Origin of the sequence: Nitratireductor basaltis, from assembly GCF_000733725.1 — a bacterium.
Taxonomy (GTDB): domain Bacteria; phylum Pseudomonadota; class Alphaproteobacteria; order Rhizobiales; family Rhizobiaceae; genus Chelativorans; species Chelativorans basaltis.
In genome coordinates, this window is sequence record NZ_JMQM01000001.1 from 1,796,019 (window position 1) to 1,821,028 (window position 25,010).

The 25,010-nt window shown below is 59.9% G+C and carries 27 protein-coding genes; 12 read left to right on the top strand and 15 right to left on the bottom strand.

Annotated features, from left to right (window positions below):
- The first annotated feature begins 50 nt into the window (after window positions 1-50).
- Entirely contained in the window at window positions 51-1,166 is a 1,116-nt protein-coding gene (gene mutY, locus EL18_RS08700) for an A/G-specific adenine glycosylase (RefSeq protein ID WP_036481904.1), read from the top strand.
- The gene (locus tag EL18_RS08705) at window positions 1,163-1,774 is read left to right on the top strand and encodes an HAD family hydrolase (RefSeq protein WP_036481906.1); all 612 of its coding nucleotides are present in this window, start codon (window positions 1,163-1,165) and stop codon (window positions 1,772-1,774) included. The genes mutY and EL18_RS08705 overlap by 4 nt, the downstream gene beginning before the upstream one ends.
- Window positions 1,775-1,824: 50 nt before the next feature.
- Here the strand turns inward: EL18_RS08705 and EL18_RS08710 are convergent, their stop codons facing one another.
- The gene (locus tag EL18_RS08710; RefSeq protein ID WP_036481909.1) at window positions 1,825-2,958 is read right to left on the bottom strand and encodes a site-specific DNA-methyltransferase; all 1,134 of its coding nucleotides are present in this window, start codon (window positions 2,956-2,958) and stop codon (window positions 1,825-1,827) included.
- 259 nt (window positions 2,959-3,217) lie between these two features.
- Between EL18_RS08710 and EL18_RS08715 the strand changes: the two genes are divergently transcribed.
- The 3 genes from EL18_RS08715 to EL18_RS08725 all read left to right on the top strand — a co-directional run bounded on the left by EL18_RS08715 (window position 3,218) and on the right by EL18_RS08725 (window position 4,803).
- Complete coding sequence (locus EL18_RS08715) at window positions 3,218-3,907, top strand: HAD family hydrolase (protein ID WP_036481911.1); 690 nt, start codon at window positions 3,218-3,220, stop codon at window positions 3,905-3,907.
- Window positions 3,908-3,970: 63 nt separating this feature from the next.
- Window positions 3,971-4,297 (top strand): type II toxin-antitoxin system PrlF family antitoxin, encoded by a 327-nt coding sequence (locus tag EL18_RS08720; RefSeq protein WP_036481913.1) that lies wholly within the window; start codon window positions 3,971-3,973, stop codon window positions 4,295-4,297.
- Window positions 4,294-4,803, top strand: a complete 510-nt coding sequence (locus EL18_RS08725; protein WP_036481915.1) for a type II toxin-antitoxin system YhaV family toxin — start codon at window positions 4,294-4,296, stop codon at window positions 4,801-4,803. Before EL18_RS08720 ends, EL18_RS08725 begins: the two co-directional genes overlap by 4 nt.
- 35 nt (window positions 4,804-4,838) lie before the next feature.
- Here EL18_RS08725 and EL18_RS08730 read toward each other — a convergent pair whose 3' ends face one another.
- Window positions 4,839-5,426 carry a hypothetical protein gene (locus tag EL18_RS08730; protein ID WP_036481917.1) on the bottom strand — a complete coding sequence of 196 codons (588 nt, stop codon included), beginning with the start codon at window positions 5,424-5,426 and terminating at the stop codon, window positions 4,839-4,841.
- Between the two features lie 138 nt (window positions 5,427-5,564).
- On the opposite strand from EL18_RS08730, the gene thrC reads away from it, so the two are divergent.
- From thrC to EL18_RS08750, 4 genes are read left to right on the top strand one after another with little or no spacing between them, the layout of a single operon-like run.
- Window positions 5,565-6,968 carry a threonine synthase gene (gene thrC, locus EL18_RS08735; RefSeq protein WP_036481920.1) on the top strand — a complete coding sequence of 468 codons (1,404 nt, stop codon included), beginning with the start codon at window positions 5,565-5,567 and terminating at the stop codon, window positions 6,966-6,968.
- A gap of 14 nt (window positions 6,969-6,982) precedes the next feature.
- Window positions 6,983-8,275 carry a M16 family metallopeptidase gene (locus EL18_RS08740; RefSeq protein WP_036481922.1) on the top strand — a complete coding sequence of 431 codons (1,293 nt, stop codon included), beginning with the start codon at window positions 6,983-6,985 and terminating at the stop codon, window positions 8,273-8,275.
- 13 nt (window positions 8,276-8,288) lie between these two features.
- Window positions 8,289-8,885: a GNAT family N-acetyltransferase gene (locus EL18_RS08745; protein WP_036481926.1), complete on the top strand. Its 597-nt coding sequence runs from the start codon at window positions 8,289-8,291 to the stop codon at window positions 8,883-8,885.
- Between the two features lie 45 nt (window positions 8,886-8,930).
- Window positions 8,931-11,777, top strand: coding sequence for an EAL domain-containing protein (locus EL18_RS08750; protein WP_200875534.1), 2,847 nt, complete (start codon window positions 8,931-8,933; stop codon window positions 11,775-11,777).
- On the opposite strand, the gene EL18_RS08755 is transcribed toward EL18_RS08750, so the two are convergent.
- Complete coding sequence (locus EL18_RS08755; protein ID WP_036481928.1) at window positions 11,768-12,376, bottom strand: YqgE/AlgH family protein; 609 nt, start codon at window positions 12,374-12,376, stop codon at window positions 11,768-11,770. The two genes, EL18_RS08750 and EL18_RS08755, sit on opposite strands and share 10 nt — an antisense overlap.
- A 104-nt stretch (window positions 12,377-12,480) precedes the next feature.
- On the opposite strand from EL18_RS08755, the gene EL18_RS08760 reads away from it, so the two are divergent.
- Entirely contained in the window at window positions 12,481-13,317 is an 837-nt protein-coding gene (locus tag EL18_RS08760; RefSeq protein ID WP_051913915.1) for a protein-disulfide reductase DsbD domain-containing protein, read from the top strand.
- Between the two features lie 62 nt (window positions 13,318-13,379).
- Entirely contained in the window at window positions 13,380-13,865 is a 486-nt protein-coding gene (locus tag EL18_RS08765) for a peroxiredoxin (protein ID WP_036481947.1), read from the top strand.
- A gap of 32 nt (window positions 13,866-13,897) precedes the next feature.
- Here the strand turns inward: EL18_RS08765 and EL18_RS08770 are convergent, their stop codons facing one another.
- The 12 genes from EL18_RS08770 to coxB form a co-directional block, all read right to left on the bottom strand.
- A complete protein-coding gene (locus tag EL18_RS08770) occupies window positions 13,898-15,070 on the bottom strand; it encodes a hypothetical protein (protein ID WP_051913917.1) in 1,173 nt (390 codons plus the stop codon).
- Window positions 15,071-15,154: 84 nt separating this feature from the next.
- A complete protein-coding gene (gene rnhA, locus EL18_RS08775) occupies window positions 15,155-15,601 on the bottom strand; it encodes a ribonuclease HI (RefSeq protein ID WP_036481949.1) in 447 nt (148 codons plus the stop codon).
- Window positions 15,598-16,566: a homoserine kinase gene (locus EL18_RS08780; protein WP_036481951.1), complete on the bottom strand. Its 969-nt coding sequence runs from the start codon at window positions 16,564-16,566 to the stop codon at window positions 15,598-15,600. The genes rnhA and EL18_RS08780 overlap by 4 nt, the downstream gene beginning before the upstream one ends.
- 2 nt (window positions 16,567-16,568) lie before the next feature.
- A complete protein-coding gene (gene ispH, locus EL18_RS08785; RefSeq protein WP_051913919.1) occupies window positions 16,569-17,615 on the bottom strand; it encodes a 4-hydroxy-3-methylbut-2-enyl diphosphate reductase in 1,047 nt (348 codons plus the stop codon).
- A 16-nt stretch (window positions 17,616-17,631) separates the two neighbouring features.
- The gene (locus tag EL18_RS08790) at window positions 17,632-18,366 is read right to left on the bottom strand and encodes an SURF1 family protein (RefSeq protein WP_036481955.1); all 735 of its coding nucleotides are present in this window, start codon (window positions 18,364-18,366) and stop codon (window positions 17,632-17,634) included.
- Window positions 18,367-18,666 (bottom strand): DUF983 domain-containing protein, encoded by a 300-nt coding sequence (locus EL18_RS08795; protein ID WP_081871126.1) that lies wholly within the window; start codon window positions 18,664-18,666, stop codon window positions 18,367-18,369. It abuts the gene before it with no gap.
- A gap of 184 nt (window positions 18,667-18,850) precedes the next feature.
- A complete protein-coding gene (locus tag EL18_RS08800; protein WP_036481959.1) occupies window positions 18,851-19,735 on the bottom strand; it encodes a cytochrome c oxidase subunit 3 in 885 nt (294 codons plus the stop codon).
- A 1-nt stretch (window position 19,736) separates the two neighbouring features.
- The gene (locus tag EL18_RS08805; protein WP_036481961.1) at window positions 19,737-20,348 is read right to left on the bottom strand and encodes a cytochrome c oxidase assembly protein; all 612 of its coding nucleotides are present in this window, start codon (window positions 20,346-20,348) and stop codon (window positions 19,737-19,739) included.
- Window positions 20,349-20,355: 7 nt separating this feature from the next.
- The gene (locus tag EL18_RS18060) at window positions 20,356-20,514 is read right to left on the bottom strand and encodes a hypothetical protein (protein ID WP_200875511.1); all 159 of its coding nucleotides are present in this window, start codon (window positions 20,512-20,514) and stop codon (window positions 20,356-20,358) included.
- Window positions 20,515-20,518: 4 nt separating this feature from the next.
- A complete protein-coding gene (locus EL18_RS08810; protein WP_036481963.1) occupies window positions 20,519-21,451 on the bottom strand; it encodes a heme o synthase in 933 nt (310 codons plus the stop codon).
- 67 nt (window positions 21,452-21,518) lie between these two features.
- Complete coding sequence (gene ctaD / locus EL18_RS08815) at window positions 21,519-23,174, bottom strand: cytochrome c oxidase subunit I (RefSeq protein ID WP_036481966.1); 1,656 nt, start codon at window positions 23,172-23,174, stop codon at window positions 21,519-21,521.
- A 41-nt stretch (window positions 23,175-23,215) separates the two neighbouring features.
- Window positions 23,216-24,100 carry a cytochrome c oxidase subunit II gene (gene coxB, locus EL18_RS08820; RefSeq protein WP_036481969.1) on the bottom strand — a complete coding sequence of 295 codons (885 nt, stop codon included), beginning with the start codon at window positions 24,098-24,100 and terminating at the stop codon, window positions 23,216-23,218.
- 370 nt (window positions 24,101-24,470) lie between these two features.
- Here coxB and EL18_RS08825 point away from each other — a divergent pair, with 370 nt between their 5' ends.
- Window positions 24,471-24,980 carry an invasion associated locus B family protein gene (locus EL18_RS08825; RefSeq protein ID WP_036481979.1) on the top strand — a complete coding sequence of 170 codons (510 nt, stop codon included), beginning with the start codon at window positions 24,471-24,473 and terminating at the stop codon, window positions 24,978-24,980.
- Window positions 24,981-25,010 lie beyond the last annotated feature (30 nt).

Sequence of the window (25,010 nt, forward strand, 5' to 3'; positions counted from 1 at the left end):
TTTCAAGTTCCTGCTTTTGATTGGCGCCACAGTATCCTATCTCACGCCTCATGACACGCGCCGCCGAACAGGTTTTCGACACTTCAAGAGATTTCGCACCCGCCCTCATCGGCTGGTATGACCGCCACCACCGCAGTCTGCCATGGCGCGTGAACCCGGATGAGCGGCAGCAGGGGGTGGTGCCTGATCCCTACCGCGTCTGGCTGTCTGAAATCATGCTGCAGCAGACGACCGTTGCAGCGGTCAAAGCCTATTTCGAGAAGTTCGTGCGGCTCTGGCCGGATGTCGTGGCGCTTGCCAGGGCCGAAAGCGACGACGTGATGAAGGCTTGGGCGGGGCTTGGCTACTATTCGCGCGCCCGAAACCTGAAGAAATGTGCCGAGATTGTTGCGTTCGAGCATGGCGGGCGCTTTCCGGACACCGAGGCAGGGCTTAAAGCGCTGCCGGGCATTGGCGACTACACAGCAGCCGCCATCGCGGCCATTGCGTTCGACAGGCCGGCAGTGGTCGTGGATGGCAATATCGAACGGGTCGTCACCCGCTTTCTTGTCTGCGAAACCCCGCTGCCGCAGGCCAAGCCGGAAATCCGAGCCTTTCTCTCAACCGTGCTGCCGAAGGATCGTCCGGGTGACTTTGCGCAGGCAATGATGGATCTGGGCGCCACGGTCTGCACGCCGAAATCACCCGCCTGCATTTTGTGCCCCCTGTCGGATGGCTGCCGGGCGCGCAGCGAGGGCACGCAGACGCGCTTTCCCCTCAAGGCGCCGAAGGCGCAGAAACCGGAGCGTGTGGGAGCCGCATTCGTCGCGGTGCGCGGCGATGGCGCGGTCCTCCTGCGCAAGCGTATCGAGAGCGGGCTTCTGGGTGGCATGAGCGAGGTGCCGGGTACGGCCTGGACCGCCCGGCAGGACGGGCAAACGGAAGTGGAAGCAGCCCCCTTCGCCGCCGACTGGAAACGCTGCGGCGAGATACGCCATGTCTTCACACATTTCGCACTGACACTCACAGTCTACCGGGCCGACCTTGCTGCCCATCCCGCCCCTGAAGATCATTGGTGGTCGCCGCGCGATCAGATTGCTGGGGAAGCGCTTCCCTCTGTCATGAAAAAGGTCGTTGAAAAGGCTATACCCGGCGCCACCAAGGCAAGAGGGAAAGCCACATCATGAGCGAAGTACGCCACATCGTCTTCGATATCGGCAAGGTTCTAATCCACTACGATCCGAACATCCCCTATTCGCGCCTCATCCCGAACGAGGAGGAGCGTCGCTGGTTCTTCGAGAATGTGTGCACCCATGAATGGAATCTGGAGCAGGATCGCGGGCGCGACTGGGCTGAAGCCGAAGCTCTGCTGATCGCGGACCATCCCGAGCATGAGGAAAACATCCGGAATTTCCGCAAGCATTGGCACGAGATGGTGAGCCACTCCTATGACGACAGCGTCGCCATATTGGAGGACGTAATCGCCAAGGGTTATGACGTAACCATGCTCACCAATTTTGCGGCGGACACTTTCTCTCACGCGCAGCAGATGTATCCGTTCCTGACGAAATCGCGCGGGGTGACGGTTTCAGGCGAGGTCAAGCTGATCAAGCCGGACATTGCCATCTACGATCATCATGCAAAGAGCTTTGGGCTCGATCCTGCTTCAACGCTCTTCATCGACGACAGTGCGGCCAATGTCGAAGGGGCAAAGGCTGCCGGCTGGCAGGCGGTGCAGTTCACCGGTGCGGAAAAGCTGAGGCAGGATTTGCGGGCCGCCGGCATCGATATCTGATTCCGGCAGCCCCCTCCCCCTCGGAGGTGTTCCTATCGAGGCAGGCGCGCTCAGGCGCCTGCTGCTGCAATTGCCTGACGTGCCGTCTTGCGCAATTCGTCGATCGGCTTCAGCGCACCCTCATCCTCAAAATGCCAGAAGGTCCAGCCGTTGCAGGCATCCAGTCCCTGAACGCGGGCGCCCATGCGATGGATGGAACCAGCCTCCTGACCGATGGTGATCGTGCCGTCAGCTCGTACGCTCGCGGTCCAGCGCTTCTTTGAATCTGTCAGGCGCGTACCCGGCGCGATGAGGCCGGATTCGATCAGGCTGACAAAGGCGACGCGCGGTTCGGCCCGCTTAGCGGTCATCAGCTTGAGGGCTGCCTGTTCCAGCGGCTCGATGCCCGCGATGCGCTCATGGGCGGCGTCGATATAGGTCTGGTCACGCTCGACGCCGACGAAATGACGGCCAAGGCGCTTGGCAACCGCACCGGTGGTGCCGGAACCGAAGAAGGGGTCGAGCACCACGTCGCCCGGCTTGGTCGAAGCCAGCATCACGCGGGCCAGCAGCGCTTCGGGCTTCTGGGTGGGATGCACCTTCTTGCCGTTCTCGTCCTTGAGGCGTTCGGCGCCCGTGCAGATCGGGAAAAGCCAATCGGAGCGCATCTGCACATCCTCATTGGCGGCCTTCATGGATTCATAGTTGAACGTGTAGTTCTTCGCATCCTTGTCGCGCGAGGCCCAGATCATGGTCTCATGCGCGTTCTGGAACCGGCGGCCGCGGAAATTGGGCATCGGATTGGTCTTGCGCCAGACGACATCGTTCAGGAGCCAGTAGCCCAGATCCTGCATGGTCGCGCCAACGCGGAAAATGTTGTGATAGGAGCCGATCACCCAGATCGTGCCATTGGGCTTGAGCACCCGCTTCGCCGCAAGCAGCCAGGCACGCGTGAAGGCGTCATAGGCCTGAAAACTCTCGAACTGGTCCCAGGCATCGTCGACCGCATCCACCTTGGACTGGTCGGGGCGATGCAGGTCTCCCCCAAGCTGCAGATTGTAGGGCGGATCGGCGAAGATGACGTCGACCGATTTTTCCGGAAGGCGGTCGAGCACGGCGATGCAGTCGCCTTTCAGGATCGTATCCAGCCATTCGGCGCGATGGGGACGGGAGGACAGATCCTCTAGACGGCGAACCGCTGACATACGCACACCTCAACTCATACTGTTAACGTGCTGTTATGGTTACCGAGGATGGTAAAGAAAGCGTAAGGGCGGGCTGAGAATTTGCCGGATTGCAGCAGCGAAAGGCGCACCGGATTGATAATGAACGCACCAAGGTCTAAATGAGGGGCCTGCCCTGTTCGCCCGGCTTCGAATGCAGCGACCCTGCTGCTCACAAGCACCAGCCATCGCATCTGTTTCGCGACTTCAGCCACCCCGTCTAGGCAAAGAGAGTTTGTCCATGCCAAAGCCTGATCTCATTATCTTCGACTGCGACGGTGTGCTCGTCGATTCCGAAATCGTCGCAGCGCGGGTGGGGTCGGAGTTGCTGCGCGAGGCGGGGCACGAGATCACACCGGAGGAACTGGCGCAGCAATATGCGGGCCTGACTTTCCGCGACATCCTCATCAAGATCGAGAAGGACGCGCAGATCCTCTTCAAGGCAACCATGATCGAGGAATGCGAGGCGCTGGTGGACAAGCGCCTGCGCGCCGAAGTGAAGGCCATTCCCGGCACGGCCGAAGCAGTGCAGAGTCTCGGCATACCCCATTGCATCTGCTCCAACTCGTCCACGCAGCGCATCGAGGCGATGCTGACGCGCACGCGTCTCCTGCCACTGTTCGAAGGCGTGATCTATTCCTCGCTCGAGACACCTACCAAATTGCCGAAACCGGCTCCAGATGTCTTCCTGCATGCCGCGGAAGAAAAGGGCGCTGAGCCGAAGACCACCTTTGTGATCGAGGATTCGGTGCACGGCATCACAGGCGCGCGCGCCGCCGGTATGCGCGTTATCGGCTTCACCGGTGCATCCCACACTCACCCGCTTCACGCTGACATGCTCATGGAAGCGGGCGCGGAGACGACAATCAGCCGGATGGCAGACCTCAACAAGACCATAGAAGCGCTGAGCAGTTTTACGGCGGATATCTGAGCGCATTGAAAATGTAATGCATCTGCATTACCTTCAGAGCCAGCCATTCTGAAGGATATCGCCATGGCCGACCTTGCTTATGAGACGTCCAAGCTCACGGACCGGTACCAGACGACCGTGCCCAGCGGCGTACGCAAGCAGTTAAAGCTCTCGAAGGGCGACCAAATTCGCTATCATATCGAGCCTAACGGGCGAGTTTATATCGAACCGGTGAATGCTGACGATGCGGATGCTGCACTGGGAGCATTTCTCGACTTCCTCGAAGCCGACTTGAAAGCCCATCCCGAACGCATAAGTGTTTTCGACGGCGCACTGCTTCAGCGTCTTGAAAACGTCGTTGGTGATGTTCAGGTCGAATTGGATGAACCACTGTCACCGGATGACGAATGACTGTGGGTGGCCGGAATCCACCTCTGGTCGTCAACGGCTGGTCCATCTATGCCCACCCCGTCTTTCTAGATCAGCTCGAAGCGCTGATAGAGGAAGTAGAAGCGCGCAAGGCGCGTGACCCAGACGGTTGGCGCAAGAAGAACTGCACAAAACGATTGGCCGCCATCCTCCAATTGGTTCGTGACCGAATACCGTCAGATCCCGGGGCGCCTGATTTTCGGCAAGGCAATTCTCTGGGAAGCAACCGAAAACACTGGTTCAGAGCCAAGTTCTTTCAGCAATATCGTCTGTTCTATCGCTTCAACAGCGAGGCGAAAATCATCGTTCTTGCCTGGGTGAATGATGAAAAGACTCGGCGGGCTTATAGCAGTCGAACCGACGCCTATCTGATTTTCAAGGCAATGCTAGAGAACGGCAATCCCCCCGACAGCTTCGATACGCTGTTACGCGAAGCCGAGAACGTCGCCCAACGCGCCAAGACCAGTCTGGTTGGATCGCAAGAGTGAGCAGCGCCCCCCCCTGACGCGGTTCTGCCACGTGATCAAGGTGTGTCGTAGGGGCCCTCGTCATAGCCTACCAGCACGCGTGCGGCCTGGCCTGTGCTTTTCGGCACCACGACATTGGTGTCGGTGAAGACGAACTGGGTTGCGCCTGCCGTGTCGCTGATCGCAACCTGGTGGCGGTAGAGGTTCGAATCCAGCACGGACTGACCCTGAAGCGAGGCGACGCGGATGGGCATGTTGATGGTGCCTGCACGGCCCTTCGGCCCGGGCACGATCTTGCCGGCCACGGCGACCGTCATGAGGATGTTGTCGCCTTCATAGCGGCAGCTGCGCGTCACATCGGCGATGGAAGCCTGATAGATGACGGCGTCATCATCGCCATCTGCACCTTTTTCATAAGTGCGGAAATAGGCCGTGCCTTCACGCAGGGTGACAGGTGGGCAGAATGCGCGAAGCTCGCTTTCAAGCACCGCACCTTCCGGCGCTTCAGCCGTCTGTGCAGCCTTGTTGCCGCCGAGGCCGAGATTGACGCCGGATGCGCCGCCGCCCTGCTGGCAGGCGGTCAGTGCGAAGGCAGATAGAAGAAGAGCCGACGCGACCACGGCATTTTTAGACCAGCTAGACAATGAGTGCCCCCTTCAACGCTACTTTCCTAAAACGGCTTGGCTGGTCTATACCAGCCGCGCGGCAAAACTTCGACCGCTTCTGTCACCTTCTTCTCTGCCGTCAAATCGGCGCTTGTGCAAGGACCACCGACCAGACCAATGGCAACCGACTTCATCAGTACACGCGGCGAAGCGCCGGCACTTGGGTTTGCAGACGTCATGCTGCAGGGGCTGGCACGCGATGGCGGGCTCTATGTCCCGCGCGAATGGCCGCAATTTTCAGCCGAAGATATTCGCAGCCTCCGCGGCCTCAGCTATGAGGAGACCGCATTCCGCGTTCTGAAGCCGTTTATCGGGGATGCCATTGGCGATGATGTGCTGCGCCAGATCATCCAGGATGCCTATGCCACGTTCCGCCATCCCGCACGCTGCCCGTTGGTGCAGAGCGGGCCTAGCGAGTTCATTCTGGAGCTGTTTCACGGGCCGACACTTGCCTTCAAGGATGTCGCCATGCAGCTTCTGGCGCGCCTCATGGACCATGTGCTGGCCGAGCGCGGTGAGCGGGTGACGATCGCAGGGGCGACATCAGGCGACACGGGCGGTGCGGCCATCCACGCCTTTGCAGGCACGAGCCGGGCCGATCTCTTCATCCTCTTCCCGCATGGCAAGGTCTCGCCGGTGCAGCAGCGCCAGATGACGACCTCGGGCGCGGCCAATGTCCAGGCCATCGCCATCGAAGGAAATTTCGACGACTGCCAGGGCCTCGTGAAAGGCATGTTCAACGACCATGCCTTCCGCGACCGTGTGGGTTTGTCGGGCGTGAATTCGATCAACTGGGCGCGGATCATGGCCCAGATCGTCTATTATTTCACCTCCGCCGTGGCACTTGGCGCGCCAGAGCGAAAAATCTCCTTCACCGTTCCAACGGGCAATTTCGGCGATATTTTCGCAGCCTATGCCGCCAAGAGGATGGGCCTTCCCATCGGCCGTCTCGTCATCGCCACCAATGAAAACGACATTCTGGCGCGCGCGCTGGCGACTGGCGAATATTCCACGCAAGGCGTCGTGGCGACCACTTCTCCGAGCATGGACATCCAAGTTTCGTCAAATTTCGAGCGTCTGTTGTTCGAGGCGTCCGGTCGGGACGCGGGCGAAGTGCGCAACGCGATGGAAAGCCTCAAGCAATCGGGGTCATTTACGATTGCCGAGGCAACGCTGAACGCGATACGCGCGGAATTCGCCGCGGGGCGCGCGGGCATCGACGAAACGGCCAGAACCATTGCCGAAGTGCTGAAATCCGCCGACTATCTGGCAGATCCGCATACGGCGAATGCCTTGCATGTGGCGCGAAACCTGGCCGAACCCGGTGAGTTGATGGTAGTGCTGTCCACTGCCCATCCGGCAAAGTTCCCCGATGCCGTCGAGCAGGCCAGCGGCATCACACCTTCCCTTCCTGTCTGGCTTGACGGCCTGATGGAGAAAGAGGAAGCCTATACCGTCCTTCCATCCGACCTGAAAATGATGGAAGATCATATCGATCGCCATTCACGAGCGACCGGCTGAGGAGTTAGTACCATATGGGTGTAGAAGTAAGCCGTCTTTCAAACGGCTTGACCGTCGCGACCGAAACGATGCCGCATCTGGAGTCGGTCGCGCTGGGTATCTGGGTAAAATCCGGTTCCCGTGACGAGCGCGAGGATGAGCATGGAATGGCTCATTTGCTCGAGCACATGGCCTTCAAGGGCACCTCCAAACGCAGCGCGCTGCAGATCGCGACCGACATCGAGGATGTCGGCGGGGAGATCAACGCGGCTACCAGCGTCGAGACCACGGCTTTCTTTGCAAGGGTCCTGAACGACGACCTGCCGCTCGCCATCGACATTCTTGCAGACATTCTCCAGGATTCGAAGTTCGATCCGGCGGAGCTTGAGCGTGAACAGCATGTGATCCTGCAGGAGATCGGTGCAGCCCACGACACGCCGGATGACGTCGTGTTCGACCGTTTCACCGAGACCGCTTTCCGCCACCAGGCGCTAGGGCGCTCCATTCTCGGTACGCCGGAGACCGTTGAAAGCTTCACCTCCGAACAGCTTCACAAGTTCCTCGAGCGCCAATATGGCGCCGACCGCATGGTCGTTGTTGCTGCCGGTGGCGTGAAGCACGAGGATTTCGTGCGGGAAGTCGAGCAGCGTCTTGGCACGTTCCGCGCCAAGGCCGCCGTCGAGCCGCAGCGTTATGCCCATTATGTGGGTGGCGACTATCGCGAACATCGCGACCTTATGGACGCGCAGATCATTCTCGGCTTCGAGGGACGCGCTTATCATGTGCGTGATTTCTATCTCTCGCAGGTCCTGTCGATGATCCTGGGCGGCGGCATGTCCTCGCGCCTTTTCCAGGAAGTGCGTGAGCGCCGCGGCCTTTGCTATTCGGTTTATGCCTTCCACTGGGGTTTTTCAGACACCGGCATCTTTGGGGTTCACGCTGCCACGGGCCAGTCCGATATCCAGGAACTCATTCCGGTCATCATGAAGGAGCTTCAGCGGGCTGGTGAGAACATCGATCAGGCCGAGCTTGAGCGCGCACGTGCGCAATATCGCGCAGGCCTGATGATGTCGCGGGAAAGCCCGGCGAGCCGCGCATCGCAGATCGCGCGACAGCTTCTGCTCTACGGGCGCCCCATCGAGACGGACGAGCTGATGGATCGCCTGTCCGGTCTTACTGTGGAGCGTCTTGCCGATCTCTCGCAGCGCATGTTCACCTCCAAGCCAACTGTTGCCGCAGTCGGTCCGGTGGGCGAGCTTGCACCTTTCGAGACCATCCGCAGCCAGTTGGCGAGTGCTGGCAGCACGCCGCGCAAGCTGGCCGTCTGAGTTTCAGGCCCCGATGTTTCAGCCGCCCTTTCTTCGTCGCGACCTGCCGACGCTGAAAGGAGGGAGAGTAAGTCTTCGCATGCCGGCCCATTCCGACTATCGGCAATGGGCCGCTTTGCGCGAGGAAAGCCGCGATTTCCTCGTGCCGTGGGAACCGGCCTGGTCGGCGGATGAGCTTTCCCGCCAGGCCTTCCGCCAGAGGCTTCGTCGCTACCGTGACGAATATGACCGCGGCACCGGCCTGACCTTCTTCGTTTTCCTTCAGGAAACCGAAGCGCTTGCCGGCGGATTATCACTGTCCAATATCCGCCGCGGCGTCGCACAGACAGCGACCATCGGCTATTGGATGGGCGCTCCACATGCCGGCCAGGGCCTCATGCTCGATGCCTTGAAACTCGTTATCCCCTTCGCATTCGGCCGCCTGAGCTTGCACCGTCTGGAGGCCGCCTGTATTCCCGAGAACCAGCGTTCCGTCCGCTTACTTGAAAAAGCCGGATTCAGACGCGAAGGGCTTGCTCGCTCCTATCTCAAGATCAATGGGGCATGGCAGGACCACGTTCTCTATGCGCTTGTTGCTGGGGAGCATCAGATGGAAACAGGACGAGGCTGATTCTTGTTGCGAATTTTTCCAGTCAGATATTGCGCATTACTGTTTCTGACAGCCTTGTTTCTGGGCCTCGGGCTTGGCCGTTCCGTCGCCATCGAGCCCATCAAGATTTCGCAGGATGATATCGCGCTTGATCTTTCCGAAGCCGTCGAGATCTACCGCAATCAAGGCCAGAGTTTTCAGGTGTCCACAGCTCCCGGGGCAGACGGCATCGTGCGCCGCATCGAGGTCGAGGCGCAGGACAAGGGATCGTCCGGCGACTGGGCTCTGTTCGCACTTGCAAACACGACCGATCAGCAGATCGACCGGCTGATCGTGGCACCCCATTTCCGTCTTGTGGGTTCAGGTCTTGTATGGCCGGATCTCGGCTCACGACGCATAGTCTCCATCACCCCGTCGGAGGGCTTCGCACTCGACCGGCAGGACAGTGCCGATGCGGACGAGTTTCTCGTCACGCTCAATCCCGGCAGCGTTGTCACCTTCGTGGTCGAGCTTGCGTCGCCCAATCTGCCTCAGGTCTATCTTTGGGATCCGGCTGCCTACAAGGAGATGGTGAACTCCTACACGCTGTTTCGCGGTATCGTGATCGGCATTGCGGGCCTTCTGGCCCTGTTCCTGACCATTCTCTTCGTGGTCAAGGGTACTTCCATGTTCCCGGCGACCGCAGCGCTTGCATGGGCCATACTCGCCTATATTTCCATCGATTTCGGCTTCCTGAACCGGATCATGGACATCTCTCCGGGCACCGAGCAACTCTGGCGCGCCGGCACTGAGATTTCGCTGGCTGCAACACTTGTCGTCTTCCTGTTCGCCTATCTCAACCTCAACCGCTGGCACGACCATTTCAGCTACGGGATGCTGGCCTGGATCCTTGGCCTTGGCCTGCTTGGCGGCGTGGCAATGATCGACCCCTCCATTGCCGCGGGTATCGCACGCCTTTCCTTTGCGGCCACGGCGGTGGTTGGCCTCGGTCTGATCCTCTATCTCGGTTTCCAGGGCTATGACCGCGCGATCATGCTGGTGCCAAGCTGGCTCATGCTTCTGGTATGGCTTGCAGGCGCATGGATGGCCGTCAGCGGCATTCTGGACAATGACATCGTGCAGCCGGCCATTGGCGGCGGGCTGATCCTGATCATCCTTCTGATCGGGTTCACGGTCATACAGCATGCCTTCTCCGGCAGCGCGCTGTTCCAGGGTCTGTTCTCCGACATGGAGCGGCAGGCGCTGGCGGTCACCGGCTCAGGCGACACGGTTTGGGACTGGGACGTGATGCGCGAGAAGGTGGTCACGAAACCGGATGTGGCCAGGCAACTGGGCCTGCCGGCAAATTCTCTGCATGGTCCTGCGCGAAGCTGGCTTCCTATGCTTCATGCCGATGATCGCGACACATTCCGCACCACGCTCGATGTTGTGCTGGAACATCGTCGTGGACGCATCGCCCAGAATTTCCGCCTGCGGGGCGCTGATGGGCATTATCACTGGTTCGCGTTGCGGGCCCGTCCGGTGATCGGGTCGGACGGTGAGGTCATCCGCTGCGTGGGCACGATGGTGGATGTGACGGAGCAGAAAAAGGCCGAAGAACGCCTGCTTCATGATGCGGTGCATGACAATCTGACGGGTCTTCCCAATCGCGAACTTTTCCTCAATCGCCTCGATGCGACCATTGCCATGGCGACCGCCGAGCGCAGCATTCGCCCCACCGTCTTCGTCATCGACATCGACCGCTTCAAGCAGGTCAATGACGAGCTGGGCATTTCCGCGGGCGACACGATCCTTCTGACCATCGCGCGCCGCCTGCATCGCATTTTGAAGGCCGGCGATTCCCTTTCGCGCATTGCCGGCGACCAGTTTGCCCTGATGCTGCTTTCCGAACAGGATCCAGCCAGGGTGGCCTCAGTGGCCGACGCCATTCGTCAGGCCATTCGCGCACCGGTCACCTTCGCCAAACGCGAAATCGTGCTCACCCCTTCCATAGGGCTTGTCTCCTGGACCTCTGCGCAGAACGCGGCCGAGGAGATGCTGAAGGATGCGGAACTGGCCATGTATCAGGCCAAGCGATATGGCGGCGACCGCATCGAGCCTTTCCGCCCGGCCTTCCGCACCATCGGTACCGACCGGCTGCAGATCGAATCGGATCTGCGCCGCGCCATCGAGCGCAAGGAACTGACGCTGGCCTATCAGCCGATCGTGCAGTTGAAAGACCAAACCATCGCCGGCTTCGAGGCGCTGCTGCGCTGGGAGCATCCGCGTCGCGGCTCCATCCCGCCATCAGATTTCATTCCCATTGCCGAAAGCTCGGGGCTGATCGTTCAGCTTGGCCTGTTTGCGATGCAAAAGGCTGCGGAAGATCTCGTAGCCTGGCAAAAACAGCTCAACGGGATGCCGCTTTTCATGTCGGTGAACCTGTCCTCCCGCCAGCTCATTCGCCGCGATCTGGTAGGGGATGTGCGCTCGGTCCTCGCCCGCTCCGGCATCAAGCCTGAGAATTTCCGTCTGGAGCTGACGGAATCGCTGGTCATGGACAATCCCGAACAGTCCACTCATGTGCTCGACAAGCTGAAGGATATCGGGATCGGGCTTTCGCTCGACGATTTCGGGACCGGTTATTCGTCCCTGTCCTACCTCACCCGCTTCCCCTTCGACACGATCAAGATCGACAAGAGCTTTCTTGACGACCCCTCAGACAAGCGCGACGTCCTGATGCGTTCGATGGTCACGATGGCACAAGGTCTGGGGCTCAGCGTGGTTGCGGAAGGTGTCAGCCGCGACAGTGATATCGAAGCGCTGCGTGAGGCAGCCTGCGACTATGCGCAAAGCTTCCACTTCGGTGCTCCGGTGGACGGGGAGACGGCCTTCAAGCAGCTTCAGGACCAGGCAAGCCCCGTTCAGGCATGACCGGCGGACTGGCTGAGGCGCAGCGGGTCAACACCGATGGAGGCAAGGACGCGGTCATAGGTGCTGTCCAGATCGCCGTCGAAGAGGAGATCCGGTGTGGCGGGACATGCAAGCCAGCCATTCTCCGCGATTTCGGCTTCCAACTGCCCACCGGCCCAACCCGAATACCCCAGTGCCATGAGGGCCTGACGCGGCCCCTGTCCTGTCGAGATCGCTTTCAGAATGTCGATGGTTGCCGTCAGGCATATCCTGTCAGAGACAGGCATCGAGGATTCCACGCGGTAATCGCCGCTGTGCAGGACGAAACCCCGCCCCTTGTCGACCGGGCCGCCATTGCGAACAGCCATGTTGCGTGCGGCGACCGGAAGGCGAATGGACTCCTCGTCATCAAGTATGCCGAGTTCGAGAAGTACGTCCTGGAATCCGACTTCCTTTGAGCGGTTGATCACGATGCCCATGGCTCCGTCGCTTCCGTGGGCGCAGACATAGATGACAGTGCGCTCGAAGCGCTCGTCCTGCATGCCCGGCATGGCGACCAGGAAATGGTTCTGCAACGATCCGCCAAGCGTGGCGGTGGGAGTTCCGACATCGAGTTTCATGGTTCCAAGATTACATCATAAGTCACTGTAACGAAACCTTCTTACGCATCCGCATGTTCCCATGATGCTCCAGCCGGATCACATGAAAATGAACATGCGACAGCATGCTTCAGTTGCGTGGAAGCATTCACACAGCCACATTCACCGCCATGAACAAGAGCTTCCTGATTGTCGGCATCGCTGCCCTCCTCCCCTCGCTCGCCGGTGCCTCATCGAGCACCTGGACGGAAAGCACGGGCGGAGCTGTCCGCCTCGTCACCAGCGGTCTGCCCGATGAAGATGGCGTATTGCGGGGTGCGCTGGAGATTCGACTCCAGCCGGGCTGGAAAACATATTGGAAAGAGCCTGGCGGCAGCGGTATTCCACCTCAGCTCGAATTTGCGTCCGGTGCGGATGTAGAAGGTTATCAGGTGCATTTTCCCCCACCTGTCAGGGTCGATGACGAGTATGGAAGCTGGGCCGGCTACCAGCAAAGCGTGGCGCTTCCGGTAGAGATAAAGTTCTCGGATCCTTCAAGCAGAAGCGTCGAGGGGAGCTTCTTCCTTGGCATCTGCGAGAGCGTCTGCATTCCCTTTGAAGGGCAGTTCGCCTTCGATCCGGCTGCAGAGCCGGAGAATTTCGAGCATCGCGTGAAGGTGGAAGGCGCGTTCGCCAAATTGGCGCCGGAACCGTCCGAAGGGTTTCAAGCGGTTTCCGCTCGGCTTGAGGGACGCGAGCTGCGTATTGCTGTAGACGTCCCTTCCGGCCTCGAAGCGCCTCAGCTTTTCGTCGCCGTGGAGGGTGTGCCGGCAAATCTGCCCGAGCTGCACGAGCAGCGCGCTGGTCGCGTTGAATATATCGCACGATTGTCGCGCGTGCCGGAACCCCGCCCCTCATCCATCTATTACACGATTACCGGCGATGGCCGCGCGGTTAGCGGGTACCTGGCTCTTGAAGAGTAGCGCCCGCAAGTCCATGTGTCGCAAGTGAAGTCCCAACCGTAGACAGGATCAGGAGATTACGAATGACGATTGCAGTAGGCGAACGTCTGCCGGAAGGCAGCCTGAAAAAGGCATCACCGGAAGGTGCCGAAGACGTGCAGGTGAAAGATTTCTTCGCTGGCCGCAAAGTCGTTCTGTTTGGCGTGCCGGGCGCGTTCACACCGACCTGCAGCACCAATCACCTGCCCGGTTTTGTCGAAAACTACGACAATATCCTTGAGCGCGGTGTCGATGAGATCGCCGTTCTTTCGGTCAACGACCACCATGTCATGGGCGCCTGGGCGCGCTTCACCGGTGCCGAGGAGAAGATCACCTTCCTGGCCGATGGCAATGGCGCGTTCACGAAGGCGCTGGGCCTTGAGGCAGACCTTTCAGTTGCCGGGCTGGGCGTGCGCTCCAGCCGCTTCTCCATGCTCGTTGAGGACGGTGTGGTGAAGGAGCTGAATGTCGAGGACAGCCCCGGCAAGGCCGAAAAGAGCGGCGCTGCAAAGATCCTCGAACAGATCTGAGCTCTCGAATTCGATTGTCAGAAGCCGCGTTCTCAGGAGCGCGGCTTTTGCATATGCGCAATTGCGGGCCTGAAGCTGCGCGCCGCCACATCGATCAGTATCAGGCCGATCGGCACGATATAGGCAAGATGAAAGCGCGTTTCGTGCATGGGCATCACGAAGAACTTCGCCGCGATGGTGGAAACCAGTGCGGCCAGCAGCAAGCGCTCGCGGCCCATGAACAGACTGCCATGCAGGCGCAGAACCCAGAGCGCGAACAGCTCGACAAGAAGGATCGCAGCCCAGGTCTCCTCTACAAGCCACCGTACGAGCACCTGGATGATCACGCGCATATAGGCAATTACGGAGAAGGCAGGCGAGAAGCCTTCAAGCGTTTCCACATATTCGATATGCGTGAACCAGATCTGCACCCACCAGCCGGGATGGTCGGCCGCGCCGGTCAGCAGGAAATAGCTGGCAAAGGCGATAAGAGCGGCGGCCGCAAGCCACAGGCCTTCCCGCTTCATGAACAGTGCCAATGTCGCCAGAACCGCCAGAAATGCCAGATGGTCCGGACGGGTAAAGAACGCAAGGAGCAGGCATAGGGCGGCGAGCAGATCGGCCCGGCGCAGGAAAGCCAGACAGGCCGCAAGGACGAAAACCGAAGCCATAAGGTCGGGCACGGCGAAACGCGCGGTCGGTGCGATGGCTGCAAGGACCAGAAGGGCCAGGATGAGCGGTGCCAGTTTGAGGCTCTGGCGCTGCCACGCCCAGAAGATGACGAGCAATCCGTACAGCGCCGCAGAGGCTGTTGAGATCAGGCGCAGCGCGTCGACCGGGTGCATCAGACCCGACAGCAGCGTTGCCAGTTCCACATAGAGAAGCTTCACACGGTAGAAGCCAAGCATCGTGGCGAAGGCTGCAGGATCGGCATATTGGCGGATGCGGTAGTCGCGGTCTTGCGTAAGAACAAGAAAATCGCCATCTTCCACCCGCTCGGCTACGGCCTGATAGGCGGCCTGATGCAGCATCTGGATATCGGAAAACCGGTCCTCAAGCGCGGTTGCGACATAGGCAAACATGTCCCAGTTGGCGAGTGGCACGAACCATGCGACAGCCGTTGCTACAAGCGTGAAAAGGCAGAGCAGCAATGCGCCGGCAAGGGCGCCGTAAGACGAAAGCAGATTTTCGGTCAACTGGATTGGAGTGCGCCACAGCCCACGCATTCACTTTACCCTCCCCCACCTGGATGAGTGGGAGAATAGAGAATTTCAGCCAAAGGAAAACAGCAACCACAAGCTGTGGTTAAATCAGCTATGCCCGTTCTTGAAAGGTGCCATTCCGGCGCGTGCCAGCTCGTCGGCACGTTCGTTTTCGGGATGGCCGGCATGACCTTTCACCCAGTGCCAATGCACCTTGTGGCGGCGGCGGGCTTCATCCAGTGCCTGCCAGAGTTCTGCATTCTTCACGGGTTTCTTGGCGGCCGTCTTCCAGCCATTGCGCTTCCAGCCCTCGATCCAGCCAGAAATGCCGTCGCGCACATAGACGCTGTCGGTATAGAGATCGACTTCGCAGGGCTCCTTCAGCGCATTGAGCGCTTCCAAAGCGGCGGTGAGCTCCATGCGGTTGTTGGTGGTCTCCGCCTCGCCGCCGGAAAGCTCCTTCTCCTTGCCCTTGTAGCGCAGGAGAGCGCCCCAGCCACCGGGCCCAGGATTACCCGAACAGGCGCCGTCGGTGAATACTTCGATCTTCTTCACGCGGTTTCAAGTCCGTATTCGCTGGGAGAGGCAATCTGGCGGTGGAAGCGCAGGCGACGGATATATTCCATCGGATCGCGCTTCTTGATGAGCGGCCCGTCCGGCAGCACCAGCCAATCATGCAGGCGGGTGAGCATGAAGCGCATGGCAGAGCCACGTGCCAGAACGGGCAGCGCGTCGATTTCAGCGCGCTCCAGCGGACGCACCGACTGGTAGCCCGCCAGGAAAGCCGTGCCCTTGGTGAGATTGTAGGACAGGTCCTTCTCGAAGCACCAGGCGTTGAGGCAGGTCGCCACGTCATAGGCGAGCTGGTCGTGGCAGGCGAAATAGAAGTCGATCAGGCCCGATACCTCGTCCTCAAGAAAGAAGACATTGTCGGGGAAGAGGTCGGCGTGAACGATACCTTCAGGCAGGTCGCGCGGCCAGTTCTCCAGCAACTCGCCGAGATCCTTTTCCACTTCCGCTGCAAGGCCGGGCTCGACCGTGTCGGCCTGCGGCTTGGCCTTCTCCCATAGCGGCCGCCAGTCTGCGGGTGCAAGCGCATTGGCGCGGCTTTGCGGGAAGTCGAGCGCGGCGAGATGCAGCCTGGCGAGCGCCTCCCCCACGGCGCGGCAATGGCGCGGTGACGGGCGGCGCAGCCACATGCCTTCAAGGAATGTGATGAGCGCTGCAGGACGTCCTGCAACGCGCCCGATCATGGAGCCGTCGCGGCGCTGGACCGGCAATGGGCAGGTCACGCCCTTTTTCGCCAGATGCTGCATGAGGCCCAGGAAGAAAGGCAGATCGCTTTCTTCCACCCGCCGCTCGTATAGCGTCAGGATGAAGGAGGCTTGCGAGGTGTGCAGCAGGTAATTGGTGTTCTCCGTGCCCTCTGCGATGCCCTTGTAGGAGAGAAGCTCTCCCACATCATAGCCGGCGATGAACTCGGAAAGCTCTTCTTCCGCAATGTCGGTATAGACAGCCATCGTCAGCGGCTGCCATTGACGAAGGCCATGTCGGCGCGGGTGAGTTCGACGTCGCGGATCGCGCGCATGACGGGGAAGGTTTCGTTCTCTTCTGCGGTGATGGCCAATTCGACCTTCACGTCGAAGCGCTCCTTGAAGGAGGCAATGATCTCGTCGACGATGATTTCCGGTGCCGATGCGCCTGCGGACAGGCCAAGCACCGATATGTCACCGACCTCGTCCCACGGTATTTCGCTGGCGCGCTGGACCAGAAGCGCACGCGCGGCCCCTGCCCGCTCGGCCACTTCCACCAGGCGGCGGGAGTTGGAGGAGTTGGGTGCGCCCACAACAAGGAACAGGTCCGCCCCTGGTGCCGCGGCCTTCACCGCGTCCTGTCTGTTCGTCGTTGCGTAGCAGATCGATTCGGCTGCGGGTGCGTGCAGCTTCTCACCGAACCGGTCTTCGAGCGCACGGATGATGCCGGCCGTGTCTTCCACCGAAAGTGTGGTCTGGGTGACGTACCCCAATTCGGCATCGGCAGGCGGCGTGAAGTTCTGCGCCTCTTCAACGGTTTCGATCAGGCTCACATCACCTTCGGCAAGCTGCCCCATAGTGCCGATGACTTCCGGGTGGCCCGCGTGGCCGATCAGAAGCACATGGCGGCCGAGGCGCTGGTGGCGCATGGCCTGCTTGTGAACCTTGGAGACAAGCGGACAGGTGGCGTCGAGATAGAACAGGTTTCGCTCACGCGCATCCGCAGGCACCGATTTCGGCACACCATGAGCGGAGAAGACCACCGGTGCGTCCTTGTGCTCGTCGGGGATCTCGTGGAGCTCCTCGATGAAGACCGCGCCGCGCTCCTGCAGCCCTTCGACCACATAGCGATTGTGCACTATCTCGTGGCGGACATAGACCGGCGCGCCATATTTCTTCAGCGCCAGGACGACGATCTGAATTGCCCGATCAACACCTGCGCAGAAGCCGCGCGGGCCGCACAGGCGGATGGTCAGAGGTTTCTTCTCGAATTCGGCCAATAGTGCCGCTCCTGCAAAGCTCAAGTCAGGTGCCATGTAAGCCACCACGGGCTCAAGCGCCAGTTTCCTCGTCGCGCCTCAAGAACCACACAAGAAGGACGCCGACAAGGGCTAGCGCCAGGCCATACCAGGTGATGGCGTATTGCAGGTGGTTGTTGGGCAGATTGATGCGGGTGACGCCGCCTATGGGAAGACCGCCCGCATTTTCCTGGGGACCTGCATCGACATAGTAGTCGCGAACCTGATCGGTCGACAGCCCGGCGGAGCTCGCCATGGCGTCAATATCCTTCCAGTAGAAGATATTCTTCTGCGGGTCGTTATCGGGCACGATAAAGGAGGGCTTGTGCGTGGACGCCGTGCGCGCGAGGCCTTCGATCGTCACATCCCCTGCCATCTGACCGGATTCGCGCGTGGCCGGGTCCTTGCGATCATAGGGCACGAAGCCCCGATTGACGAAGATGTAGTCACCAGCGTCCAGCGCCATGGGGGTGTGGACCTGGAAACCCGATTCGCCTCGCAACGTTGCAAGGTAATGACGCTCGCGCGAATGGTCGAAGCGTCCGGACAATGTCACGGGACGGTAATCGATATCCCCGCCATTGCGGTAAAGATCATCCAGCCGCTCCAGCGGTTGAGGCTCTGCATTGATCCGCTCCTCAATGCGCGCGACGAGCGTCTCCTTCCACTGCAGGCGTTTCACCTGCCATGTGCCAAGCATCAAAAGAACCACCAGTGCCGGCAAAGCCAGCGACAGCAGGATCAGATTGGCGCGCCTTGATGCTCTCATTTATCCGTTTTTCTCCAGCCGCCCTTCGGCAGCCCTGTTCGCATATTGATAGGTGATCAGAAGCCCCTTGATGAGGCGCAGCGCGGTGAGCGCGAGGACGATTGTGAGCGGCACCCACAATACCAGATGAAGCCACAGCGGCGCATCGGTGGTGACCTCCATCCACAGCGCAAGGCCGACGACGATGAAGCCGGTGATGAGAATGACGAATGCCGCCGGCCCGTCGCCGGAATCGGCAAAGTCATAGCTGAGGCCGCAATTTTCGCATTCCGCGCGCAACTTCAGAAGACCGTCGAACATGCGGCCCTTCCCGCAGCGCGGGCATTTGCCCCTAAAGCCGGTGGCTGCCGGCGAGATCCGTGCTGCATCATTCTCGTCTGTCACCTGTTACCCCCCTTTTTATTCTGCCGCCTCCCGTGAGGTGAAACAAAAATGGGGCGGCTTTTTGCAAAGCCGCCCCGAACCTTGTGGACTGTGTCGCCTCTTAGTGAGCGGCGATGGTCGCACCTGCCGATGTCCAGACATAGACAAAGGCGAAGAGGAAGAGCCAGACCACGTCGACGAAGTGCCAGTACCAGGCGGCAGCCTCGAAGCCGAAATGCTGCTGTGGCGTGAAATGACCAGCCATGGCGCGCAGCAGGCAGACAAGCAGGAAGATCGTGCCGACAATGACGTGGAAGCCGTGGAAGCCCGTCGCCATGAAGAAGGTTGCGCCGTAGATGGAATCCTTGAAGGCAAACGGTGCGTGGACATATTCGTAGAACTGCACATAGGAGAACAGAACGCCCAGAGCCACGGTGATAGCCAGCCCCATCTTGAGGCCCTTGCGGTCATTCTCGAGAAGCGCGTGATGCGCCCAGGTGACCGTGGTGCCCGAAAGCAGCAGGATGATCGTGTTGTAGAGCGGCAGGTGGAACGGATCGATGACCTCAATGCCTGCGGGCGGCCATTCGCCACCGGTAAACTGGGTGCGTGCGACCTGCACATCCTCGCCGGGATAGAAGCTGGCATCGAAGAATGCCCAGAACCAGGCAACGAAGAACATCAGCTCGGAAGCGATGAACATGATCATGCCATAGCGCAGATGCAGCGAAACGACGCGCGTGTGATGGCCCTCATGAGCTTCCTTAACCGTGTCCGCCCACCATGCGAACATGGTGTAGAGCACGATCAGGAGACCTGCTGCGAAGATCCAGAAATTCGCACCGGCGAAATTGACGCCAAAAAGTTCGAAAGTCTGACCCGCATTGGCACGCATCCATGCGATGCCACCAAAAGCCATGACCAGTGCGCCCATCGAAGCCAGGAACGGCCATGGGCTTGGGTCAATGATGTGATAGTCGTGGTGTTTAGCTTCGGCGCCAGCCATATTATCCCCCGATCTTCTGGTTCGTTGCTTTTTCAGACAGCGGCGCCTCGGCCGTGCTCTGATTCAGCGGATAAAAGGTATAGGAAAGCGTGATCGTCTTCAGATCTTTCAGTTCCGGGACATTCACGATTTCCGGGTCCACAAAGAACAGCACAGGCATCTCGTAGGACTGCCCGGGCTGCAAGGTCTGTTCGGTGAAGCAGAAACACTCCACCTTGTTGAAATAGGCTCCGGCCAGCGCGGGCGATACATTGAACGTCGCGGTGCCGGTGGTTTCGGTGCCAGCAAGATTCTTCGCCATGTAGGCGACCTGCATGGTCTCGCCGATCTTCATCTCCACCGAGCGCTGCATGGGCTTGAAGTCCCATGGCAGACCGCCATTGGTGTTGGCGTCGAAACGCACGGTAATGGTCTTGTCGAGGATCGTGTCGGAATATTGCTCGGCACGCTGGGTCGTGCCGCCATAGCCTGTCACCTGGCAGAACAGCTGGTAGAGCGGTACGGCCGCATAGGACAGGGCAACCATGCCTGCAAACATGCCAGCACAGGCAATCGCAACATTGCGGTTTCGGCGGAAGCGCGCCTGATCCTGATCGTTTTTCACAGCACTCATCGCGTCCTCACAATGGCCTGTCAAACAGCGCGGGCCCGAGTTTGGCCAGGCTGCCGAAGTAAACGAGCAACACGAAAGCAACCAGCGCAAGTGCGATTGCGATACTGCGCCTGCGGCGCGCCCGCAACTGCTTTTCGGTCGGTGTCACGCGATCTTCCTCAGACATGATCTCAGCCCCAGATCTTCAGGACAAAACTGTCAACGAGAAGCACGGCGAACACGGCAAACAGATAAAGCAGAGAGAAACCGAAGAGCTGCTTTTCCGCAGTCAGCTTCTCGTCCCGCCCTGCATCCTGCCAGACCTTCCAGGCATACCAGACGAAGCAGATGCCAAGGGCGGCGGAAACAGCACCGTAGAACAGGCTTGCAAAACCCAGAACCGTCGGCAGCACGCCGCTGACGGCCACGAGCAGCGAATAGATGAAGATCTGCAGACGCGTATTCGCGTCACCGGCCACATTGGGAAGCATGGGCACGCCGGCGCGCTCGTAGTCGCCGCGCTTGAAGAGTGCCAGCGCCCAGAAATGCGGGGGCGTCCAGAGGAAGATGATCGCGAACAGCACGATCGGCTCGATCGTGACAGTGTTCGTCACGGCGGCCCAACCCACGACAGGCGGCAGCGCACCTGCGGCACCGCCGATCACGATGTTCTGCGGCGTCGAGCGCTTCAGCCACATCGTGTAGATGACGGCGTAGAAGAAGATCGTGAAGGCAAGAAGCGCGGCGGAAAGCAGGTTTGCCAGAAGCGCCAGCGTCAGGACCGACATCACGGAAAGAACGAGGCCGAAGGCAAGCGCTTCACGCGGTGTGACGCGGCCCGATGGCACCGGGCGCTTGGCCGTGCGCGACATGACGGCGTCGATATCGGCGTCATACCACATGTTCAGCGCGCCCGAGGCACCTGCACCAACGGCAATGGCCAGGACGGCAATGACGGCGAGAAGGGGATGGGGCGTGACCGGAGCGACGGCCATGCCCACAAATGCAGTGAAGACCACGAGCGACATGACGCGCGGCTTCAGAAGCTCGAGGAAATCGCCAGGCATCGCCTCTGAAAGGCGGCTGGACGTGTCCTCCATCAGCTCATGTTCAACCAAAGCCATGTGATCCTCTTGCGATATTCAGCACCGCCCGACTTTCAAAGCCGGGCGGTGCGAAGCTTGTTGCTGCCTACTTGACCTTCGGCAGCTGTTCCCACTGGTGGAACGGCGGCGGCGACGAAAGCTGCCACTCGAGCGTCGTAGCGCCCTCACCCCACGGGTTGTCACCCGCCACGCGCTTCTTCGAGAAGGCCTCGAAGACGCTGTAGAGGAAGACCAGCACACCGATGGCGGCGATATAGGAGCCGTATGACGAAATCTTGTTCCAGCCAGCGAATGCGTCCGGGTAGTCGATATAACGGCGCGGCATGCCGGCCAGACCCAGGAAGTGCTGCGGGAAGAAGATGATGTTCACGCCGATGAAGGTGATCCAGAAATGCACCCGGGCGAGGAACGAGTTGTACATGTAGCCGGACATCTTCGGGAACCAGTAGTACCAGGCCGCGAAGATGGCGAAGACCGCACCCATGGACAGCACATAGTGGAAGTGGGCCACAACGTAGTAGGTGTCATGCATTGCACGGTCGAGACCGGCATTTGCAAGCTGAACACCCGTCACGCCACCGACCGTGAAGAGGAAAATGAAGGCGATTGCCCACAGCATCGGAACACGGAAGGTGATGGAGCCGCCCCACATGGTGGCGATCCAGGAGAAGATCTTCACGCCGGTGGGCACCGCAATCACCATCGTCGCGAAGACGAAGTAGCGCTGCGTGTCGAGTGACAGACCGGTGGTGTACATGTGGTGCGCCCACACGACGAAGCCGACGGCACCGATGGCGACCATGGCGTAAGCCATGCCGAGGTAACCGAAGATCGGCTTGCGCGAGAAGGTCGACACGATGTGGCTGATGATGCCGAAGCCCGGCAGGATCAGGATGTAGACTTCCGGGTGGCCGAAGAACCAGAACAGGTGCTGGAACAGGATCGGGTCACCACCGGCTTCAGGTGCGAAGAAGGCCGTGCCGAAATTGCGGTCCGTCAGAAGCATGGTGATGGCACCAGCCAGAACGGGCAGCGACAGAAGAAGCAGGAAGGCCGTGATCAGCACCGACCAGGCAAAGAGCGGCATCTTGTGCAGCGTCATGCCCGGAGCGCGCATGTTGAAGATCGTGGTGATGAAGTTGATCGCACCGAGGATCGAGGATGCACCGGCGATGTGAAGGCCGAGAATCACGAAATCCATCGCCGGACCGGGCTGACCGGAGGTCGAGAGCGGAGGATAGATCGTCCAGCCACCACCTGCGCCGAAGCCGCCCGAAGGGCCGGGGACGAACATGGACATCATCACGAGGATGAATGCCGGCGGCAGGAGCCAGAAGGAGATGTTGTTCATGCGCGGGAACGCCATGTCAGGCGCACCGATCATGATCGGGATCATCCAGTTGGCAAACCCACCGATCAGCGCAGGCATGACCATGAAGAAGATCATGATGAGCGCGTGGGCGGTGGTGAACACATTGTACATGTGCTTGCCGGCATCGACGGCAGAAGCGCCTTCATAGCCGTAAACCATGGACGCCAGACCGTGGAAGATCTGGATGCCCGGCTCGGCCAGTTCCCAGCGCATGAATACGGAAAGAGCACCACCGATCACCCCCGCCATAATGGCGAAGATGAGATAAAGCGTGCCGATATCCTTGTGGTTGGTGGAATAGACCCAGCGCACCCAGCCTTTCGGCTTGTGGTCGTGGTGGGTGTCGTGCGTTGTCGCAGCGCCTGCCATTACCTTATCGCTCCAATTCTAAAAGGTCCGCTATCGCCTGCTTATTCAGCGGCGGCGACCTTCTCCTCGTCCTTGTCACTTTCAACCGCTGCCATCAGCGCACGGTTCGCGCCCTGCAGATCGTCAGCAGCAGCATCAAGCCACTGGCTGTACTGGTCGCGCGAAACCACGCGGATCGCGATTGGCATATAGGCATGGTCCTTGCCGCACAGCTCCGAGCACTGACCATAATAGAGGCCTTCGCGCTCCGCCTTGAACCAGGTCTCGTTGATACGGCCCGGTACGGCGTCAACCTTCACGCCGAATGCCGGCATGGCAAAAGCGTGAATTACGTCGCTGGCGGTAATCAGCAGGCGCACGGTCGTGTCGACCGGCACGACCACTTCATTGTCCACGGCGAGAAGACGCGGATAGGAAGACGTGTCCTCCTTGCCGGTGGATTCGCGGTCACCTTCCTGCAGCATCAGAGAGGTGAAGGATACGGAAGAATCCTCGTCTTCACCCTGATATTCATAGTCCCAGTACCACTGAACGCCGGTCGCCTTGATGGTGATCTCCGGCTCTTCTTCCGGCGTGTACTGCGCCGTGAGAAGCTGGAAGGACGGGATGGCCAGGAACAGAAGAACCAGAACCGGTCCCAATGTCCAGATGACCTCGATCAGCGTGTTGTGGCTCGTGCGCGAAGGTTCCGGATTGGCGCTCGCGCGGTAGCGCACGATCACCCAGGCCAGGAGAGCCATGACCAGAATGGTGATCGGAACGATGAACCAAAGCGTATAGGCCTCAAACCACTGGATCTGTTCCATGATCGCAGTCGCGGCCGGCTGGAAGCGGTACTGCCAGTCTTCCGGCTGGGCAGCCAGAGCGGTTCCCGTCGCGCCCAATGTCAGCGCGGAAAGCCAAAGGCTTGCAACAAATTTCCTCATCACCCTCGTCATCTCCTGATCGATGCGCCGGCTCTTGGCCGCCTCCCCGGCATTGCCGGAATGGCAGCAGAAGCCACATCGAGACTTCTGGCATTATGATAGGCGCGTTCAAATCATACTCTTATTTGAACCGCAAGGAAGGCGTGCCCGCTGGCATGCGGCATTTTTGCCCTATTTCACAAAATCCGCCATTTTCGCGCCTTGAGGGCAACACATTCGCCGAACTGTTATCGCCAATGACGCTCCTTCCCATTGTTGTCGTATTCGCGGTGAATCATGGCGAAGCGCTGTTAGCTCATATACGGCCCTTTCAGCATTGAGGGCTGCACTATAAATTACCGTGATTCGCCGAGGGAAGAGGTCAAGGTTCATGAAGTTTGCTGCACGAGCCGCTGCGGCTCTCGCCACGCTGGCGCTGGCCATTCCAGCCGCAACGGCACAGAATGCGGGCAATGGGACCGTACGTTCCACCCATGGGGCATGGTCCATCATCTGCGACACGCCAGCCGGCGCGTCCAGCGAGCAATGCGCGATGATGCAGAATGTCGTGGCGGAAGACCGTCCCGAGGTTGGACTTTCCGTTGTGGTGTTGCGCACTGCCGACGACAAGGCCGAAATCCTTCGCGTTCTCGCACCGCTCGGCGTTCTGCTTCCCAACGGGCTCGGCCTGCATGTGGATGGAGAGGATATGGGCCGCGCCTATTTCGTGCGCTGCTTCCAGGACGGCTGTTATGCGGAAGTGATTCTGGAAGAGCCGTTGATCGAAACGCTGCGCAACGGCACCGCGGCGACCTTCATCGTCTTCCAGACGCCTGAGGAAGGCATCGGCATCCCCGTTGATCTCAAGGGCTTTGGCGAAGGCTTCGACGCGCTGAACTAGCGCTTCTGCATCCCGTTCCTGCTTTCCTGC